Origin of the sequence: Streptomyces sp. GESEQ-35 (assembly GCF_017948485.1) — a bacterium.
In the GTDB taxonomy this organism is placed as follows: domain Bacteria; phylum Actinomycetota; class Actinomycetes; order Streptomycetales; family Streptomycetaceae; genus Streptomyces.
Genome location: NZ_JAFFSX010000036.1, coordinates 102,746 through 120,611, shown reverse-complemented (window position 1 = coordinate 120,611; position 17,866 = coordinate 102,746). Strand labels below are relative to the sequence as shown.

The 17,866-nt window shown below is 70.2% G+C and carries 15 protein-coding genes; 13 read left to right on the top strand and 2 right to left on the bottom strand.

From position 1 onward, the window contains the following. Positions 1–724 precede the first annotated feature (724 nt). Entirely contained in the window at positions 725–5,671 is a 4,947-nt protein-coding gene (locus KCH87_RS44090) for an NAD-glutamate dehydrogenase (protein WP_210593596.1), read from the top strand. Between the two features lie 65 nt (positions 5,672–5,736). Here KCH87_RS44090 and KCH87_RS44085 read toward each other — a convergent pair whose 3' ends face one another. Both KCH87_RS44085 and KCH87_RS44080 read right to left on the bottom strand, forming a co-directional pair. Further along, positions 5,737–6,591, bottom strand: coding sequence for an ABC transporter ATP-binding protein (locus tag KCH87_RS44085; RefSeq protein ID WP_210593595.1), 855 nt, complete (start codon positions 6,589–6,591; stop codon positions 5,737–5,739). Next, positions 6,584–7,504 (bottom strand): ABC transporter permease, encoded by a 921-nt coding sequence (locus KCH87_RS44080; RefSeq protein WP_210593594.1) that lies wholly within the window; start codon positions 7,502–7,504, stop codon positions 6,584–6,586. The genes KCH87_RS44085 and KCH87_RS44080 overlap by 8 nt, the downstream gene beginning before the upstream one ends. Before the next feature lie 181 nt (positions 7,505–7,685). Here KCH87_RS44080 and KCH87_RS44075 point away from each other — a divergent pair, with 181 nt between their 5' ends. The 12 genes from KCH87_RS44075 (at position 7,686) to mpaP (ending at position 17,856) form a co-directional block, all read left to right on the top strand. After that, positions 7,686–8,324, top strand: coding sequence for a TetR/AcrR family transcriptional regulator (locus KCH87_RS44075; protein ID WP_247197708.1), 639 nt, complete (start codon positions 7,686–7,688; stop codon positions 8,322–8,324). Positions 8,325–8,886: 562 nt separating this feature from the next. Continuing rightward, positions 8,887–9,855, top strand: coding sequence for an LLM class flavin-dependent oxidoreductase (locus KCH87_RS44070; RefSeq protein WP_210593592.1), 969 nt, complete (start codon positions 8,887–8,889; stop codon positions 9,853–9,855). Next, positions 9,855–10,790, top strand: a complete 936-nt coding sequence (gene mpaB / locus KCH87_RS44065) for a daptide biosynthesis RiPP recognition protein (protein WP_210593591.1) — start codon at positions 9,855–9,857, stop codon at positions 10,788–10,790. Before KCH87_RS44070 ends, mpaB begins: the two co-directional genes overlap by 1 nt. Further along, positions 10,787–11,620 carry a daptide-type RiPP biosynthesis methyltransferase gene (gene mpaM, locus KCH87_RS44060; protein ID WP_247197707.1) on the top strand — a complete coding sequence of 278 codons (834 nt, stop codon included), beginning with the start codon at positions 10,787–10,789 and terminating at the stop codon, positions 11,618–11,620. Before mpaB ends, mpaM begins: the two co-directional genes overlap by 4 nt. After that, complete coding sequence (gene mpaD / locus KCH87_RS44055) at positions 11,617–12,876, top strand: daptide-type RiPP biosynthesis aminotransferase (protein WP_210593590.1); 1,260 nt, start codon at positions 11,617–11,619, stop codon at positions 12,874–12,876. Before mpaM ends, mpaD begins: the two co-directional genes overlap by 4 nt. Beyond that, positions 12,873–14,051 carry a daptide-type RiPP biosynthesis dehydogenase gene (gene mpaC / locus KCH87_RS44050; protein WP_210593589.1) on the top strand — a complete coding sequence of 393 codons (1,179 nt, stop codon included), beginning with the start codon at positions 12,873–12,875 and terminating at the stop codon, positions 14,049–14,051. The genes mpaD and mpaC overlap by 4 nt, the downstream gene beginning before the upstream one ends. A gap of 37 nt (positions 14,052–14,088) precedes the next feature. Further along, positions 14,089–14,265, top strand: coding sequence for a daptide-type RiPP (locus KCH87_RS44045; RefSeq protein ID WP_210593605.1), 177 nt, complete (start codon positions 14,089–14,091; stop codon positions 14,263–14,265). A 43-nt stretch (positions 14,266–14,308) separates the two neighbouring features. Beyond that, a complete protein-coding gene (locus KCH87_RS44040) occupies positions 14,309–14,497 on the top strand; it encodes a daptide-type RiPP (protein WP_210593588.1) in 189 nt (62 codons plus the stop codon). A gap of 75 nt (positions 14,498–14,572) precedes the next feature. Then, entirely contained in the window at positions 14,573–14,773 is a 201-nt protein-coding gene (locus KCH87_RS44035; protein WP_210593587.1) for a hypothetical protein, read from the top strand. Then, a complete protein-coding gene (locus KCH87_RS44030; protein WP_247197706.1) occupies positions 14,763–15,503 on the top strand; it encodes an ABC transporter ATP-binding protein in 741 nt (246 codons plus the stop codon). The genes KCH87_RS44035 and KCH87_RS44030 overlap by 11 nt, the downstream gene beginning before the upstream one ends. Next, positions 15,500–16,246 carry a hypothetical protein gene (locus tag KCH87_RS44025; protein ID WP_210593586.1) on the top strand — a complete coding sequence of 249 codons (747 nt, stop codon included), beginning with the start codon at positions 15,500–15,502 and terminating at the stop codon, positions 16,244–16,246. The genes KCH87_RS44030 and KCH87_RS44025 overlap by 4 nt, the downstream gene beginning before the upstream one ends. Beyond that, the gene (gene mpaP, locus KCH87_RS44020) at positions 16,243–17,856 is read left to right on the top strand and encodes a daptide biosynthesis intramembrane metalloprotease (RefSeq protein ID WP_210593585.1); all 1,614 of its coding nucleotides are present in this window, start codon (positions 16,243–16,245) and stop codon (positions 17,854–17,856) included. The genes KCH87_RS44025 and mpaP overlap by 4 nt, the downstream gene beginning before the upstream one ends. Positions 17,857–17,866 lie beyond the last annotated feature (10 nt).

Genomic DNA, 17,866 nt, shown 5'->3' with positions numbered 1-17,866 from the left:
CCCCCCCCCCCCCCCCCCCCCCCCCCCCCCGCCCCCCCCCCCCCCCCCCCCCCGCCCCCCCCCCCCCCCCCCCCCCCCCCCCCCCGCCCCGCCCCCCCGCCGCTTCCCCTCCCGCCCCACCGTCCCGCGGCCTCTCGCCCCGGCCCCGGCCTCTCGGCCCCGCCGCCCCGCACCCTCTCGCCCCGCACCCCCTCGCCCCGCACCCTCCCGCCCCGGTCCCCGACCTCCCAGCCCCGCCGCCCCCAGCCCTCACCCCCGGCCGCCCCCCCCCAACCCCACCCCCTCCGCACACCTCATACTGTGCAGAACGTCAAACTTCGCCCCCCGGTTTTGTACACATGCGGCTCATGACGGGGCCCCCGTCCGGAGCGATAGCCTGGTGGCGTGATCAGCGCGATAGGTCGCGGGGGCCTTGGTGTCTCCGTTTTGCGCCCGGGGTGTGCGGCATACAGCCGTCGCCGGGCGGTGGTCGCTGGTCTTCGTGGGCGGGTCGGGGTGGTCATGGCCCCCAGGACTCCTGGGGTGCCCGGGGTGACTGCGGCGCAGAGAGCAGGGTCACACCCCTCGGGCGCGTCGAGAATGGCTGATAACCCCCCGCTCATCTCACCTTGCGGCATAGCGTCGAAGCAGACCGGACACCCCGCGTCGCGGCGTTACGTCGGAGGGGAAGAGACCGTACTTCCTTCTACGTCACGCAACGGCGCGCGACAGGAGCCAGAGGACAATGCAGACCAAGCTGGACGAAGCCAAGGCCGAGTTGCTCGAGAGGGCTGCTCGGGTAGCTGAGAACAGCCCGGTCGGGGGGCACCTACCGACTGGGACGACGAGCGAGGGCACACCCGGCACCCCGGACCGCGAAACCGTGCTCGCGTTCCTCCAGCGCTACTACCTGCACACCGCACCCGAGGACCTCACCGACCGCGACCCGGTCGACATCTTCGGCGCTGCCTTCTCCCACTACCGGTTGGCCGAGAACCGCCCGCAGGGTACGGCCAATGTGCGCGTACACACCCCGACGGTCGAGGAGAACGGCTGGACCTGTAGCCACTCCGTCGTCGAGGTCGTCACCGATGACATGCCGTTTCTCGTCGACTCCGTCACCAATGAGCTGACCCGGCAGGGGCGTGGCATCCACGTCGTCATCCACCCGCAGGTGATCGTCCGTCGCGATCTCACCGGCAAGCTCATCGATGTGCTCAGCGACCCGCCGGCCGGCGAGCTTCCGCATGACACGCACACCGAGTCCTGGATCCACGTCGAGATCGACCGCGAGACCGACCGCTCCGACCTGAAGCAGATCACCGCCGATCTGCTGCGTGTCCTGTCCGACGCCCGTGAGGCCGTCGAGGACTGGGAGAAGATGCGGGACGCGGCGCTGCGGATGGCCGACGAGCTGCCCACGGAGCCCACCTCCGACCTGCGCGAGCAGGACGTCGAGGAGGCCCGGGAGCTGCTGCGCTGGCTGGCCGCCGACCACTTCACGTTCCTCGGGTACCGCGAGTACCAGCTGCGGGACGACGACTCCCTTGCCGCCGTCGCCGGGACCGGGCTCGGCATTCTGCGGTCCGATCCGCACCACGCCGGTGAGGACAGCCACCCCGTCAGCCCCTCCTTCGAGCGGCTGCCCGCCGACGCCCGCGCCAAGGCGCGAGAGCACAAGCTCCTCATCCTGACGAAGGCCAACAGCCGGTCGACCGTCCACCGGCCGTCCTACCTGGACTACGTGGGGGTCAAGAAGTTCGACGAGAACGGCGAGGTCGTCGGTGAGCGGCGGTTCCTCGGGCTCTTCTCCTCTGCCGCCTACACCGAGTCCGTCCGGCGCGTTCCCGTCATCCGGCGCAAGGTCAATGAAGTCCTGAAGGGCGCCGGGTTCTCGCCCAACAGTCACGACGGGCGTGATCTGCTCCAGATCCTCGAGACGTACCCGCGCGACGAGCTGTTCCAGACGCCGGTCGACGAGCTGCGCTCCATCGTCACCTCCGTTCTCTACCTGCAAGAGCGCCGGCGGCTGCGCCTCTATCTCCGGCAGGACGAGTACGGGCGCTACTACTCGGCTCTCGTCTACCTGCCCCGTGACCGGTACACCACGGGCGTCCGGCTGCGGATCATCGACATCCTCAAGGAGGAACTCGACGGCATCAGCGTCGACTTCACCGCCTGGAACACCGAGTCGATCCTCTCCAGGCTGCACTTCGTCGTCCGCGTCCCGCAGGGCACCGAGCTGCCTGAGCTGAGCGACGCCGACAAGGAGCGGATCGAGGGGCGGCTCGTGGAGGCGGCCCGTTCCTGGGCCGACGGGTTCTCCGAGGCGCTGAACGCCGAGTGCGGTGAGGAGCGGGCGGCCGAACTGCTGCGCAAGTACGGCAACGCCTTCCAGGAGGGTTACAAGGCCGACCACTCCCCGCGTGCCGCGGTCGCCGACCTGGTCCACCTCGAACAGCTGAGCCTGGAGAACAACTTCTCGCTCAGTCTGTACGAACCGGTGGGCGCCGCACCCGAGGAGCGCCGCTTCAAGATCTACCGCAAGGGCGCCGCGGTCTCCCTGTCCGCGGTCCTTCCGGTTCTCAACCGGCTCGGGGTCGAGGTCATCGACGAGCGGCCGTACGAGCTGCGCTGCTCGGACCGTACGGTCTCCTGGATCTACGACTTCGGGCTGCGCATGCCCCAGTTGCCGGGCGTCAGCGGTGACTACCTCGGCGACGACGGGCGTGAGCGGTTCCAGGAGGCGTTCGCCGCCACCTGGACCGGCAAGGCGGAGAACGACGGCTTCAACTCCCTGGTGCTGCGCGCCGGTCTCGGCTGGCGGCAGGCGATGGTGCTGCGGGCGTACGCCAAGTACCTGCGCCAGGCGGGGTCCACGTTCAGCCAGGACTACATGGAGGACACCCTCCGCAACAACGTCCACACCACCCGTCTGCTCGTCTCGCTGTTCGAGGCGCGGATGTCGCCGGACCGTCAGCGGGCGGGCCGGGAAATCGTCGACGCCCTCCTCGAAGAGGTCGATGCCGCTCTCGACCAGGTCGCGTCGCTCGACGAGGACCGGATCCTGCGGTCCTTCCTCACCGTCATCAAGGCGACCCTGCGCACCAACTTCTTCCAGGAGGCGCTCGGCGGCCAGCCGCACGACTACGTCTCCATGAAGTTCGACCCGCAGGCGATCCCCGATCTCCCGGCGCCGCGTCCGGCGTACGAGATCTGGGTGTACTCGCCCAAGGTCGAGGGTGTGCACCTGCGGTTCGGCAAGGTCGCGCGCGGGGGCCTGCGCTGGTCCGACCGGCGTGAGGACTTCCGGACCGAGATCCTCGGCCTGGTGAAGGCGCAGATGGTGAAGAACACCGTCATCGTGCCGGTCGGCGCCAAGGGCGGGTTCGTCGCCAAGCAGCTGCCGGATCCGTCCGTGGACCGGGACGCGTGGCTGGCCGAGGGCATCTCCAGCTACAAGACCTTCATCTCGGCGCTGCTCGACATCACCGACAACATGGTGGCCGGCGAGGTCGTCCCGCCCGCCGACGTCGTACGGCATGACAGTCCAGACACTGACGACACGTACCTCGTGGTCGCGGCCGACAAGGGCACGGCGACGTTCTCGGACATCGCCAACGAGGTGGCGGGCAGCTACAACTTCTGGCTCGGCGACGCCTTCGCCTCCGGCGGCTCGGCCGGTTACGACCACAAGGGCATGGGCATCACCGCGCGCGGCGCCTGGGAGTCCGTGAAGCGGCACTTCCGGGAGCTGGCCCTGGACACCCAGTCCGAGGACTTCACGGTCGTCGGCATCGGCGACATGTCCGGTGACGTGTTCGGCAACGGCATGCTGCTCAGCGAGCACATCCGGCTGGTCGCCGCCTTCGATCACCGGCACATCGTCATCGACCCGCACCCGGACGCGGCCACCTCGTACGCCGAGCGCCGCCGGGTCTTCGAGCTGCCGCGCTCCAGCTGGGCCGACTACAACACCGAGCTGCTGTCGGCGGGCGGCGGAGTGTTCCCCCGTACCGCCAAGTCGATCCCGATCAACGCCCACATCCGGGAGGCTCTCGGCATCGAGGGCAAGGTCGCCAAGATGACGCCGGCCGATCTGATGAAGGCGATCCTCAAGGCGCCGGTGGATCTGCTCTGGAACGGCGGCATCGGAACGTACGTCAAGGCCGCCACCGAGACCCACGCGGACGTCGGCGACAAGGCCAACGACGCGATCCGGGTCGACGGCGCCGACCTGCGCGTCAGGGTCGTCGGCGAGGGCGGCAACCTGGGCCTGACCCAGCTCGGCCGGATCGAGTTCGCACGGCAGGGCGGCAAGATCAACACGGACGCCATCGACAACAGCGCGGGCGTGGACACCTCCGACCACGAGGTGAACATCAAGATCCTGCTCAACAGCCTGGTCGCGGACGGCGACATGACCGTCAAGCAGCGCAACAAGCTGCTCGCCGAGATGACGGACGAGGTCGGCGGTCTGGTCCTGCGCAACAACTACGCGCAGAACACGGCGATCGCCAACGCGCTCTTCCAGTCCAAGGACATGCTCCACGCCCAGCAGCGCTTCATGCGCCACCTGGTCCGGGAGGGCCACCTCGACCGGGCCATCGAATTCCTGCCCACCGACCGCCAGATCCGCGAACGCCTCAGCGCCGGACAGGGTCTGACCAGTCCGGAGACGGCGGTTCTGCTGGCGTACACGAAGATCACGGTCGCCGACGAGCTGCTGCACACCTCACTGCCCGACGACCCCTATCTGCGCGCCCTGCTCTACGCGTACTTCCCGACCGCGTTGCGCGAGAAGTTCCCCGAGCACATCGACAACCACCCGCTGCACCGCGAGATCGTGACGACCGTCCTGGTCAACGACACGGTCAACACGGGCGGTACGAGCTTCCTGCACCGGCTGCGTGAGGAGACCGGCGCCTCGCTGGAGGAGATCGTGCGGGCGCAGACCGCGGCCCGGACGATCTTCCACGCGGCCGCGGTGTGGGACGCGGTGGAGGCCCTCGACAACAAGGTGGAGGCCGGCGTCCAGACCCGTATCCGGCTGCACTCGCGCCGGCTCTGCGAGCGCGGCACACGCTGGCTGCTCAACAACCGGCCGCAGCCGCTGGAACTCGCCGAGACGGTCGAGTTCTTCGGCGAGCGGGTCGAGCAGGTCTGGTCGCAGCTGCCCAAGCTGCTGCGTGGCGCGGATATCGACTGGTACCAGCAGATCCACGACGAGCTGACCGGCGCCGGCGTCCCGGACGAACTCGCCACCCGCGTGGCCGGGTTCTCCTCCGCCTTCCCGACGCTGGACATCGTCTCGGTGGCCGACCGCATGGGACGCGAGCCGCTGGACGTCGCCGAGGTCTACTACGACCTCGGCGACCGGCTCCACATCACCCAGCTCATGGACCGCATCATCGAGCTGCCCCGCGCCGACCGCTGGCAGTCCATGGCCCGCGCCTCCATCCGCGAGGACCTGTACGCCGCCCACTCGGCCGTGACGGCGGACGTCCTCGCGGTCGGCAACGGCACCGCCACCCCCGAGCAGCGCTTCAAGCTCTGGGAGCAGAAGAACGCGGCGATCCTCGGCCGCGCCCGCGCCACGCTGGACGAGATCCAGGGCTCGGACGCGTTCGACCTGGCCAACCTGTCGGTGGCGATGCGGACGATGCGGACGCTGCTGCGGACGCATTCGTAGGCCGTACGACGACGAAGGGCGCCGCGAGCCAGCACAGCTCGCGGCGCCCTTCGTCGTCGTAGCACTCAGGAAGGCTGCGTAACCTTCGGCGGCGCCGCCTTCGGCTTGGGCTTGGGCTTCGCGGCCTTGTCGCCGGTGAACGCCTCGTACTCCTTGAGGACGTCCTCCGTCGGCCCGTCCATGCGCAGTTCGCCGCGTTCCAGCCACAGCACGCGGTCGCAGGTGTCGCGGATCGACTTGTTGTTGTGGCTGACCAGGAACACCGTGCCCGCGCTCTTGCGCAGGTCGCGGATGCGGGCCTCGGAGCGCTTGCGGAAGTTGGCGTCGCCGGTGGCGAGGGCCTCGTCGATGAGGAGGACGTCGTGGTCCTTGGCGGCGGCGATGGAGAAGCGCAGACGGGCGGCCATGCCGGAGGAGTACGTCCGCATGGGGAGGGTGATGAAGTCGCCCTTGTCGTTGATGCCGGAGAAGTCGACGATCTCTTCGTAGCGCTCCTTGACCTGCTCGCGGGACATGCCCATGGCGAGGCCGCCGAGGTAGACGTTGCGCTCGCCGGTGAGGTCGTTCATCAGGGCGGCGTTGACGCCGAGGAGGGAGGGCTGGCCGTCGGTGTAGATGGCGCCGTTCTCCACCGGGAGCAGGCCCGCGACCGCCTTGAGCAGGGTCGACTTGCCGGAGCCGTTGGTGCCGATGAGGCCGATCGCCTCGCCGCGGTAGGCGACGAAGGACACGTTCTTCACGGCGTGCACCGTGCGGACGCCGGCCGCCTTCTCGGCGTTCTTGCGGCGCAGTATGCGGTTGAGGGCGGCGGTGGCGGAGCCGCGTCCGGCACCGGTGCCGTTGACGCGGTAGACGATGTCGACGCCGTCGGCGATGACGGTGGGGACGTTCTCAGGGGTGTGAGGGGTGTGATCAGCCACGGCCGTACGTCTCCTCAGCCTTCCAGAAGTAGATGAAGCCGCCGACTCCGGCGAGCAGGGCCCAGCCCGTCGCGATCAGCCACACGTGGTGCGGCAGTTGGCTCGCGTGGAAGCTGTCGATGAGCGCGAAGCGCATCAGGTCGATGTAAACGGCGGCCGGGTTGGCCTGGAGCACCGGGCCCACCCAGGACGGCAGGTCGTTGTGCTGGCTGAGCAGGTGGTCGATGCTCCACATCACGCCGGAGATGTACATCCACGTCCGCAGTACGAACGGCATCAGCTGCGCGATGTCCGGAGTCTTCGCCCCCAGCCGGGCCATGAACATCGCCATGCCCGCGTTGAACGTGAACTGGAGGATCAGCGCCGGGATCGCCAGCACCCACGAGAAGGCGACCGGCACTCCGAAGGCGAGCAGGATGACCACCAGGGCCGCCATCGAGAACAGCAGCTGCTGGAGCTGCTGGAGGCAGAAGGAGATCGGCAGCGCGGCGCGCGGGAAGTGCAGCGCCCGTACGAGGCCCTGGTTGCCGGAGATCGCCCGGGTGCCGGCCAGGATCGAACTCTGGGTGAAGGTCCACACGAACACGCCCGTGACCAGGAACGGCACGTAGTCCGGCACCCCCCTCTTGGTGCCCAGCAGCACGCCGAAGATGAGGAAGTAGACCGCCGCGTTCAGCAGCGGGGTCATGACCTGCCAGACCTGGCCGAGCTTCGCCTGGCTGTACTGGGAGGTGAGCCGGGCGGTCGAGAACGCCGCGATGAAGTGACGGCGGGCCCACAGCTGGCGGACGTACTCGGGCAGGGACGGACGGGCGCCGCTGACCGTGAGGCCGTGGCGGGCGGCGAGCGCCGCGAGGTCGTCGTCGGCCGGGGTGGTCGCCGTGGGGGGCGGTGTGTCGAGGACCTGGCTCACATCCGCTGCTTTCGCTCGGGGGGAGGGGTGCACACGTCCGGCCCTTGATCCCTTGCCGTTTCCTTACGCGTTTCTTCACGTTCTCTTACGTCGGGACGGGACCGTATCGTCGCAACGGGAGAGTATTCCGATTTAACGTCGGAACGCAACCGTTTCGTCGTAACGCCCTATGCTGGTCCGCATGACGACGAACGCCGACGAGCCCAGGGCGCGGGTGGCCGACCGCCGGCGCCGCAGGCCCCCGGCCGGTGCGGCCGTACTGCGGGCGGATGTGACGGAGGCCATCCGGGCCGCCGTCTTCGAGGAGCTCGCGGCCGTCGGTTATGCGCGGATGTCCATCGAGGGCATCGCGCGCCGCGCGGGCGTCGGCAAGACCGCGGTCTACCGCCGCTGGCGTTCCAAGCTGCACCTGGTACTCGACCTGGTCTCGGCCATCGCGGTGCAGGGCCTGCCCGCGCCGGACACGGGCTCCCTGGAGGGCGACCTGCGTCTGCTCTACGAAGTGACCTCCCGCGCCCTGCGCCACCCCGTCGCCTCACAGATCATCCCGGACCTCCAGGCCGAGGCCGCCCGCAATCCCGAGATCGCCGAGGCCATGCAGAAGGCGGTGCGCGAGGGGCAGGACGGGGTGGCGAGCGGGATCGTGGCGGCGGCGCAGCGGCGGGGTGAGGTGCGGGAGGGTATCGACGCGGATCTGGCGTTGGATCTCATCTCCGGTCCCCTGTACTGGCGTTCGGTGGTGATCCGCAGCCCGAAGTTGCCCAAGGGGTATCTGGACGCGCTGGCGCGGGCCACCACACAGGCTCTTGAGGCGCTGTGAGCAAGAGGGGTTGAGCCCCGGCCCCGCAGCGCAATGGATAGGCGCTTGAATTATTAACAATGCATGGCTGAAGTGGCCTACGCCACTCTCGTTGTTGATCAGTTGCATTCATCGCCCTCGGTGTGAGAGTTTTTGGGTGCTGAACCGGTTCGCCACTCAAACGCGGCCTAATCGACTTTCACTGACCATGACTGTCGAGCCTGTGGCGAATATGTGAATTCGGCGTGGTAGAGATCGATTGCTCTCTTGAGCATGGTAAACGGGGGATTTTTCGTGGCGCCGTTCGGCCGTTCGCGTTTTTCGTTTTTACATTGCCGATAGTGCTGCCGTTGTCTTGAGCTGCAGCGTATCCGTGGCGTAAGCGTTCACTTCCAGCTCCGGCGGAGTTCTGAACAATGCGCTTTGGTATCCCGGAACCCTAAGCAGCGTCTGCTCTGACGGGCCGGGTCGAACCTTGTTTTCGGCGCCCGAGAATTCACATGCCGTGCCGTGCTCGCTCGGCTGCCCGGAAATTCACTGTCCTCATGGGCTCGTTCTGGGCCTGCTCGATGGAATTAGGTTGATGAAGACTTCGGTAATGCTGCCGTTCGTTCCGAAACGGCCGGAGCAGGCGCTTCCGTTCGCCGGTCTGGTGGCATGGTCCTCGGCTGCCCGGCTGTGGCAGGGCCAAGGGCTACTGACAGAGGGTTACCACGTCTACAGCTACCTCGCGGGCGCGGGTTTCCGCTTTCCGATGGGCTTCGGGGTCTCCCTGATGCCGTTCCGGCACCCCTACGACGCCGCGGTGCAGGCGCGTTCGCTGGCGCTGACCACCGGTCAGCCCGTGGTCGCCGGCTTCGGCGCGGGGGCGCGGCAGTTGCAGCGGTCGGTCCTCGGCCGCGAGTACTCCAGTCAGCTGGGCGCCTGCCGGGAGTACCTGGGCGCCGTGCGCAGGCTGCTCGACGGCGAGGAACTCGACGTCTCCGGTGAGCACTTCGAGATGCACGGACAGTTGCAGCCCTACCCTGCGCCGCGGGTGGAGGTCGGGCTCGGGGTGCTGCGCAAGGGCTCGGCGGGGGTGGCCGGCGAGGTGGCCGACGCGGCGATCACCTGGCTGACCCCGGCCGACTACGTGGCCGGAACACTGGCCCCGGCCATCGCCGAAGGCGCGCGCCGCGCGGAGCGGGAGGGCAGGCCGCGGATCGTGGCCATCGTGCCGGTGGCCCTGGCCGCCGACGACCGGGATCCCGTGCAGTTGGCGCTGGCGAGCAACAGGCCGCACCTGTCGCTGCCGCACTACCGGAGCATGCTGCGCAGCAGCGGGCTCGAGATCACCGGCGACCCGGCCGTGGACGCCCGTGAGCTCGTCGCACACGACGGCTTCCTCTACGGCGACGAGGACGAGCTGGCCAAGAAGCTGCTCGCGTACCGGGACGCCGGAGTCGACGAGATCGTCCTCAACACCACTGGGGTGTCCGCGGTGTACGGCCCGGAGGTCGCCGTACGTGAACTCGCCGCTCTCCTGCGGCACTTCGAGAAGGCAGTCGCCTGATGACTCCTTACAAGCGGCACCTGATGTCCTGGATCACGGGCCGCGGCTTCGGGCTGCGGCTGCCGGAACAGGGCGCGGCCACCGTGGTGACCGAGGACGTGCGGGCCCTTGAACGGGCCACCGCCGAAGGTCTGGTGGGACCCGAGACCCTGGTGTTCGCGCCGTCCGGCAGCGAGGCCCCCGGCGTGGCCGCCGTCGTGCCGTATCGGGGCTCGCTGGTGGAGCCGGGCGCCGAGGCGCAGATCGGCGAGGACTTCTTCCTCCAGATCCAGGCGTACAGCATCGCCGGTTTCCTTGTCCTGCTGGGGCCCACCGCTGTCCGGCTCACCGACCAGGAGGACGTCGAGGCGTTCCTCGCGGACGCGGACGCGGCGCTCACCGAGGGCAGTTGGCCGGACGTACTGACGAACCCGGCGGTGCAGTTCGCCGACGTTGCGGCGGCCGGTGGTGCGGCCCCCGTGGACGGCCCCTGGCTGCGGCTCTACCTGGACAGTGAAGGAGCGCGGGCCGGCACACCGGGTCCTTTGCTCGGTCCCGAGCAACTGCCGGTCGACGCCGCCCTTCAGCGGGAGGTGGCGGGCCGGACCTGGCTCGGGCGCTACCACGCGGCCGTCCAGGCACTTCAGTCGCTGCGCGCCCGCGGTCACGAGGGCTGCGAGGTCTCCGGCTTCGGTGTGCGGTTCAACTCTCACCTGGACACCGGTGCCCAGGCGCCGGACCTGGCCCTGCCCGAGGCGCCGGTGCTGCTGCGCTCCGGCGAGACGTACTTCGTCTACGAGCCCGTCGGCGGCCGGACCTTCGAGGCCGGTGCCGAGGCCGCGCTGACCCTGGAACGCGCCCTGGTCCAGCCGGAGTCGAGCGAGGACAGCGCCGCCTGGGCGCAGGCACGCACCTTCCTGGAGCGCGGCTCCGCGACCGCCGGAGCGGCGGCATGAGCGCGACATCGCCGGCCCCCGCGCTGCCCGACCGGTACGCCGGCACATCCGCCGCGCAGGCGGTGGCCGGGCTGCCGTCCGGCACCGTGGTCTGTGACATGTACGAGCCGCGGGGCGCGGAGACCTACCACGACTTCACCCTCGGCGACCCCTCCGAGGTGCAGGACATCCTGCGCGAGGTACGGGCGACCGGCCATGGAACCATCCTCGAACTGGCGGCGGGATCAGGTCGGTTGACGCTGCCTCTGCTGGCCCTGCGCCGCGAGGTCCTGGCCGTCGACCTGTCCGCGTCCATGCTGGAGCTGCTGCGCACCCGGCTCGACCGGCTGCCTGTCTCGACCGCCGCACGCTGCACGGCGATTCAGCAAGACATCACCGACTACGTGACCCCGCGGCCCGTTGCGGCGGCCGTGCTCGGCACCACCTCGGTGTCGCTGCTGACCCGGCCGCAGCGGCAGGCCATGCTGCGACGCACCTGGGCGAACCTGGAGCCCGGCGGCGTACTCGTCCTGACGAACACTCAGATCAGTGCGGACGCCGAGGACCTGGCGGAGCGGACGCTGGAGGTCCGCGGCGCCTCGGGAGCCGTCTACCTGGTGCACGACCTCGTCGCGCCCGACCGGAGCGGGCGCCACACCGTCGTCATCGGGCCGGACGGCGGGCCGCAACGGCCGAGGACCGTCTGCCACTCGTACATCCGGGTCGTCCCCCTCGACGAACTTCTCGCGGATCTCACGGCGGCCGGGCTCGTCGTCGAGCACACCGCGACCCTGCCCGGCGAGCGCTATGCCGCCACGCTGATCCGCGCGCGCAAGGAGGGGGCACGATGAGCGGAAGCCTGTGGCCGATGATGATGCCGCTCGCCGAGGCGGACGACGACAGCATCTGCGTCGTCGGCGCGGCCGGGCACCGCGTCCGCTACGCCGACGGCAACGAGGTGCTGTGCGGGACCAGCGGACTGTGGAACGCCAACCTCGGCTACGGCAACGAGGCCATCGCCCGGGCCGTCGCCGAAACCCTCCACACCCATTCGTACGCGGGCATCTTCCGCTATGAGAACGCGCCCGCCCGCGAGGCCGCTGAGCGGCTGCTCGCGGCGCACGCGCACGACTACGCCCGGGTGATCTTCTCGGTCTCCGGCGGCAGCGCCAACGACCTGGTCATGAAGCTGGCCCGGCAGTATCACGAGCTCGGCGGGGAGCCCGCACGCAAGCTGGTGGTCGGCCTGAAGGACGGCTATCACGGACTGACCTTCGGTGCGCACGCCCTCACCGGTGAGGACCTGGGCCAGCGCGGCTACGGCGTCGACACACGTCTCGTACGGCATGTGCCCGCCAACGACGAGGAGGCGCTGCGCAAGCTGTTCGCCGCCGTGGGCCGTCAGGTCGCCGCGGTCGTGGTGGAGCCGCAGCTCGGCAACGGTGCGGTGGAACTCACCGACTCCTTCCTGGAGCAGCTGGGCGCCCTCGCCGACGAGAGCGGCGCACTGCTCGTCGCGGACGAGGTGGCCACCGGCTTCGGCCGCACCGGCGAGATGTTCGCCTCCGACACCTGGCAGCGGCCGGCGGACCTGGTCATCGCCTCCAAGGGCCTGACCAACGGCACGATGCCCGCCTCCGCCCTGCTCGTGAACGAGCGGATCGCCGGGCGCTTCCGGTCCACCGGAGCCCTGCTGCTGCACGGCGAGACCCAGGCGGGCACCGCCGTGACGGCCGCCGCCGTGACAGCCACCCTGGACGAATTCGACCGCCTCAAGGCCGTCGAGTCCGGGCGTGCGGTCGCGGCCGCCCTGGACACACGGCTCGCGGCCTGGCAGAACACCGATGAGCGGGTACGCGCGGTCCGCGGCCGTGGCTGCTTCCGCGCGGTCGAACTCGCCGACCCGCTCGACGCCGGTGCCCCGCTCGCGCCGGCGTACGTGCCCGGCCTCATCCGGCACATCCGCCGGGCGGGCGCCCAGGTGCACGGCGGTCCGCACGGCATCCAGCTGATCCCGGCGCTGACCTACTCCGCCGCGGAGGTCGACGAACTGCTCACCGCGGTCCGGGCGGGTATCGACGCACACGCCGAGGCCGCCACGGCATGAGTACGTTGATCAACAGGTGCCGTGTGCACCGGGGCCTTGACGTGCTGCCGGAACTCGCCACCGATGGCGCCGGCCCGGTCGCGCTGGCTCACGACGCGGCCCTGGACTCCAACCCCGGTCTGGCCGAGTGCCGTCGGCTGCTCGCGGACAGCGGGGTGGAAGTCCGCCCGCTTCCCGTGCACCGGCCGCGGACTCTCGCCGACGCCGAGACGCTGGCGGACAGGCTGGCGGGGACACGACTGGTGGTGGCGGTGGGCGGCGGCTCGCTGCTCGACACCGCCAAGCTCGCCCTGGCCGTGGCCGACCCGTTGACGGCACGGATCGTGGCCGCGCCGCAGCGCAGCGGCTGGGTGATCGGCCCGGACCGCCCGCGGCCCGTGCCGCTGGTCGCCGTACCCACCACGCTCGGTACGGCTGCCGAGGCCAGCAACATCGTGAGCTTTGTGCACGGGGGGCAGAAACGGGCCCTGACCGGCCTGGCGCTGCAACCGGACGTGGCGCTGCTCGACGCGCGGTGCACCGCGGGCCTGTCGGGACAGCTGCTCGTGGAGGGCTGCCTGGAGATCATTCTGCGCAGCGTCGGACCCGTGGTCGGCAGCGAGGGGCCGTGGACGGACACGGACGACCACGCGCTGAGGCAGGCCGCCCGGGTGGCCGGGGTGCTGAGTGACATCAGAGGGACGGGCACGGCCACAGCGGCGCAGCGCGCGGAGCTCGCGGACCTGAGCCTCGCCACGCGACGGGTCGAACTCCTGCGGGACCGCATGCCGTTCACGGTCAAGGTCTGGTTCCTCGCCAACAACCTCTCGCACCACCTCGGCGTCCGGAAGATGACCGCCCTGGCCAACCTGCTGCCGGCCTACTGGAGTCACCTCGCGGACCGGTCCGCCGTGGCCGCACAGCGGGTCGGGCGTACCTGGTCTGCGCTGCGCGCCGCGACCCCCGCGGCGGTGCCCGCCGACCCGGCCGAGGGGTTCGCCGCCTGGCTGGACCTGCTCGGAGTGGCTCCGGCCCCGGTGCCCGGCGACGTGGACATCGAGACCGTCGTCCGGTCCTGCCTGCGGATGTGGGGCGGCGGACTGCCGATGCTGGCCGGGCTCGGTGCCGAGGACCTCCGCCGCATGCTCGGCCAACTGCGCAGCGCGCACTCGGACTCCCGCGTACCGCGCGGGTGAATTGATCACACCTCGTCAGAGGGGGGAGGAGAACAACATGCTGGACATGAAGACCGCACACGAGAGCGCCGCTCTCGAGCTGGGTCTGCAGGAGCTGGAGACCCTTGAGGCTCCGGGCCTGTGGACGAACGTCGGTGTCGGTGTGGGCGTCACGGCCGCGAGCGCCGCCGCCTACGGCAGCTGGGCCCTGACGGCCGCCACGGTCGCCACCTGATCACCGACCCATCAGCCCCACCTTGTATCCCAAGGAGAGCCCTATGAAGAGCACCGACGCGGTGTTCCAGGAGTCCGGTCTGGAGCTGGCGCTCCAGGAGCTGGAGACGCTTGAGGCCCCCGGCTTCTGGAGTGGCGTTTCCACCGGCTTCGGCGCCAGCGCCGCCGTGATCTCGGTTGCCGGCGCTTCCGCCGCCACCTACACGGCGGTCAGCGCGATCGTCGCCACCTGATCAAAGGTCGTGCCGGCCGGGGCAACGCGCGGTGCCCCGGCCGGCCCGGCATTCGTACGACAGCTTTGGAGAATCATGAACGAGCAAGGCACTCCGGCCCCCATGTCCGCCGGACTGGCCCTGTTGGCCCTCGTCGCGGCGATCGGCGTCATCGCCGTAGTGCTGCTGGGCGACACCTGGAGCGGCTGGGTCCGCTATTCGCTGCTGACGGTGGGAATCCTCGTCACCGCGGGTTGCCTCGGGGCGCTGGTGAAGGTCAGTCGCGATGACAGCTGACGGGTACGCCCTGCCCGTCCCGCCGGTCATCCAGGTGGCCGGCGTGTCGAAGTCCTTCGGCGAGCGGCGGGTACTGCACGACATCTCCTTCCAGGTACCGAGGGGCCGTGTGGTGGGCCTGCTCGGTCGTAACGGCGCGGGCAAGACGACCTTGATGAAGTCGCTGCTCGGCACCACCACGGTCGACTCCGGCACGGTGGAGATCTTCGGCGCCGCACCCGGCCCCGAGCACGCTCACCGGGTCGGCGTGGCCATGGACGGGATCGGCTTCTTCCCGGCGGCGACCGTCCAGAAGGAACTGACCATCTGGGCCCGGGCCTTGGGTGTGCCCGCTTCCCGGATAGCCGAAGTCATCGACCTCGTGGAACTCGGCGGCCACGAACGCCAGCGCTGTGCCCGCCTGTCCACCGGCCAGAAGCAGCGCCTGCGGCTGGCGACGGCGCTGCTCGTGGAGACGGTCGAGCTGCTCATGCTCGACGAGCCGGCCAACGGCCTCGACCCTGACGGCATCCGCTGGATCCGCCGCTTCATCCGGAACATGGCCGCCTCCGGCAAGACGGTGCTGGTCTCCAGCCACCAGCTCGGAGAGATGGAGAACACCGTGGACGACGTACTGCTCCTCGACCGCGGCCGGATCGTGCACACCGGTTCGCTGCACGAGTTCACGGCCGGCGGACGGTTCCCGCTCGAAGAGCGGTTCTTCGAGGTTGTCGAAGGGGCCGCGGCATGAGCCGGCTCGCTCTGCTCTCCCGCGCCGAACTGACCAAGGTCACCACCGGCCGGGCCCTGATCGGTTCCCTGGCCGGCGGGGCGTCGTGGTGCGCCCTGACCGGCTACGGCTACTACACCCAGGGCCGCGACAACGCCGCCGCCATGGCCTCCGGCGCCGTGACCGGCGACATCATCCGTGGCTGGATGATGCTGCTGCTGTTCTCGGCGATCACTTGCGCCCTGATCGTCACCCGTGAGGTCTCCGGCCAGACCCTCGCCCGCACCGTCCTCAGCTACGGCGGCCGGGGCCAGGTCTTCCTCGCCAAGCTGGTGGCCGCGGTGTGCACCTCGGCCCTGTTCGCCGTGGTCGCCGCGGGCGGCGCCGTGGCCAACTACGCCCTGGCCGCCCGTTCCAGTGAGCAGGACCTGGTCTGGAACGGGGAGTGCACCAAGACCCTCCTCGGCGTCGTGGTCTGCGTACTGCTGTCCGGAGTGTTCGGACTGGCGGTCGGCTGGCTGGTGCGCAACCAGACGCTTGCCGTGCTTGCCGTGCTGGTCCTGATGGTCGGCATCGAGCCGGCCGTGCAGCGCCTGGTCCCCGAGGTGGCGCAGTACCTGTTCACCATCGCCCTCAGCTCCCTGTACCGGGACCCCAAGCCGGACCTGCTCCCGACCTGGACGGCGTTCGCCGTGTCCGTGCTGTGGGTCGTGGTAGTCACCGCGGCGGCACGCACCGACCTGCGCCGCAGGGACCTCGGATGAACCGTGCCGCGCACCTGGAGCGCCCGCGCCTCAACACGGGCATACGGGTGCACCCTCCCGTCGCGGACGGCGAGCCCTGGGTGGTGCAGCGCGGCGAGCACCAGTACTTCCGTATCGGCGCCGACCTGGCCAGGCTGGCCAGGGAGCTCGACGGAGCCGACGCACAGGGCCTCGCCGAGCGGCTGGGCAAGCCGTGGACGCCGGAGCTGGTCCACACGGCCGTACGGTCGCTGGACAAGGCGCAGTTGCTCGCCGGGACCGCCCAGGACCGGCCCGGCGGTCGGCATCGCAGGATCCGGCGGGTGAAGTACGTACCGCCGCTGACCTTTCAGCTGGCCGTGCTGCGCTCCGGTGACGCCGCCGCGCGGCGGATCAACGGTCTGCGGCTTGCCTCGCCCCGGACGCTGGGGTGGCTGGTCGTGGTGCTCGCCGCGGCCGGCGCCTTCGTGCTCGTCGGACAGCACGCACACGTGGCGGCGGTGCTCGGCAGCCCGGTGTCGCCGGCCACCCTGGGCACGGTGTTCGCCGGGGTGTTCCTCACCACCGTGGCCCACGAGTTCGGCCATGCCTGTCTGCTCGCCCACTACGGCGGGCGTCCGGGCCGGATGGGCGTGATGCTCTTCTACTTCTCGCCCGCGATGTTCTGCGACGTCTCCGACTCCTGGCGGCTCAACCACCTCCAGCGGGCCAGGGTTTCCCTGGCGGGCATCGCGGTCCAGGCCGGGGTGAGCGGCGCCGCGGCCTGCGCCGCCGGTGTCGTGGGGCGGGGCGGCGCCGGTGACGCACTCATGCTGTTCTCCCTGGTGAACGCGGCCGCCGCGGTGATCAACCTCGTTCCGTTCGTCAAGCTCGACGGTTACATCGCGCTGATGAGCTACCTGAACCGGCCGAACCTGCGCGACGCCGCCCTGGGTTCGCTGCGCGAGGGCTTCGTCGCCCTGCTGTCCGGCCGCCCGTACCGGATCAAGGGGCCCGGCTGGCTGCCGCTGTTCGGCGTCGGCTGCATGGTGACCCCGGTGGTCCTAGTGGTCCGCGGACTCGGCCAGTGGCTGGACGCGCTGATGTCTCTCGGGTACTTCGGCACCCTGCTGTCCAGCCTGATCGCCGGCATGCTGCTGCTGATGGTCTGCAAGGCCGGCGCGGGCCTGGTGAAGTCCTTCCGCGGCAACCGGCCGCGCCCCGTGCGGCTCGCGCTGCTCGCCGCCGTCGTCGTCGCACTGGCCTTCGGCAGCACGCAGCTGCACGTGACCGGCAGCCAGGTCGCCGCGTACGAGATCCACCGCGACGGCACGGTCTACCTCTACGTGCCCTCCGGCCCCGAACTCCAGCCGGTGCGGACGGGCGACCGCGTCGAACTCCAGAAGGCCGGAATGATGCTGCGCCACACGCTCGGCACCGCGACCATCAGCTCCCCCGACGCGCACAGGACCTCCGTCCCGCTCGGCGGGCTGCTGCCGGTCACCACCGACAACGTGCGTGTCCAGGGCAAGCGGTACTCCCTCCGGCTCGACGGGCCGATGAGGCCCGGCCGCGGCAGCGCGCGGCTGCACTCCCGGTCGATGTCCCTCCCGCGCTGGGCCTATCAGCGCCTCGTGCTGCCGTTCCACTGACAGGGCAAAG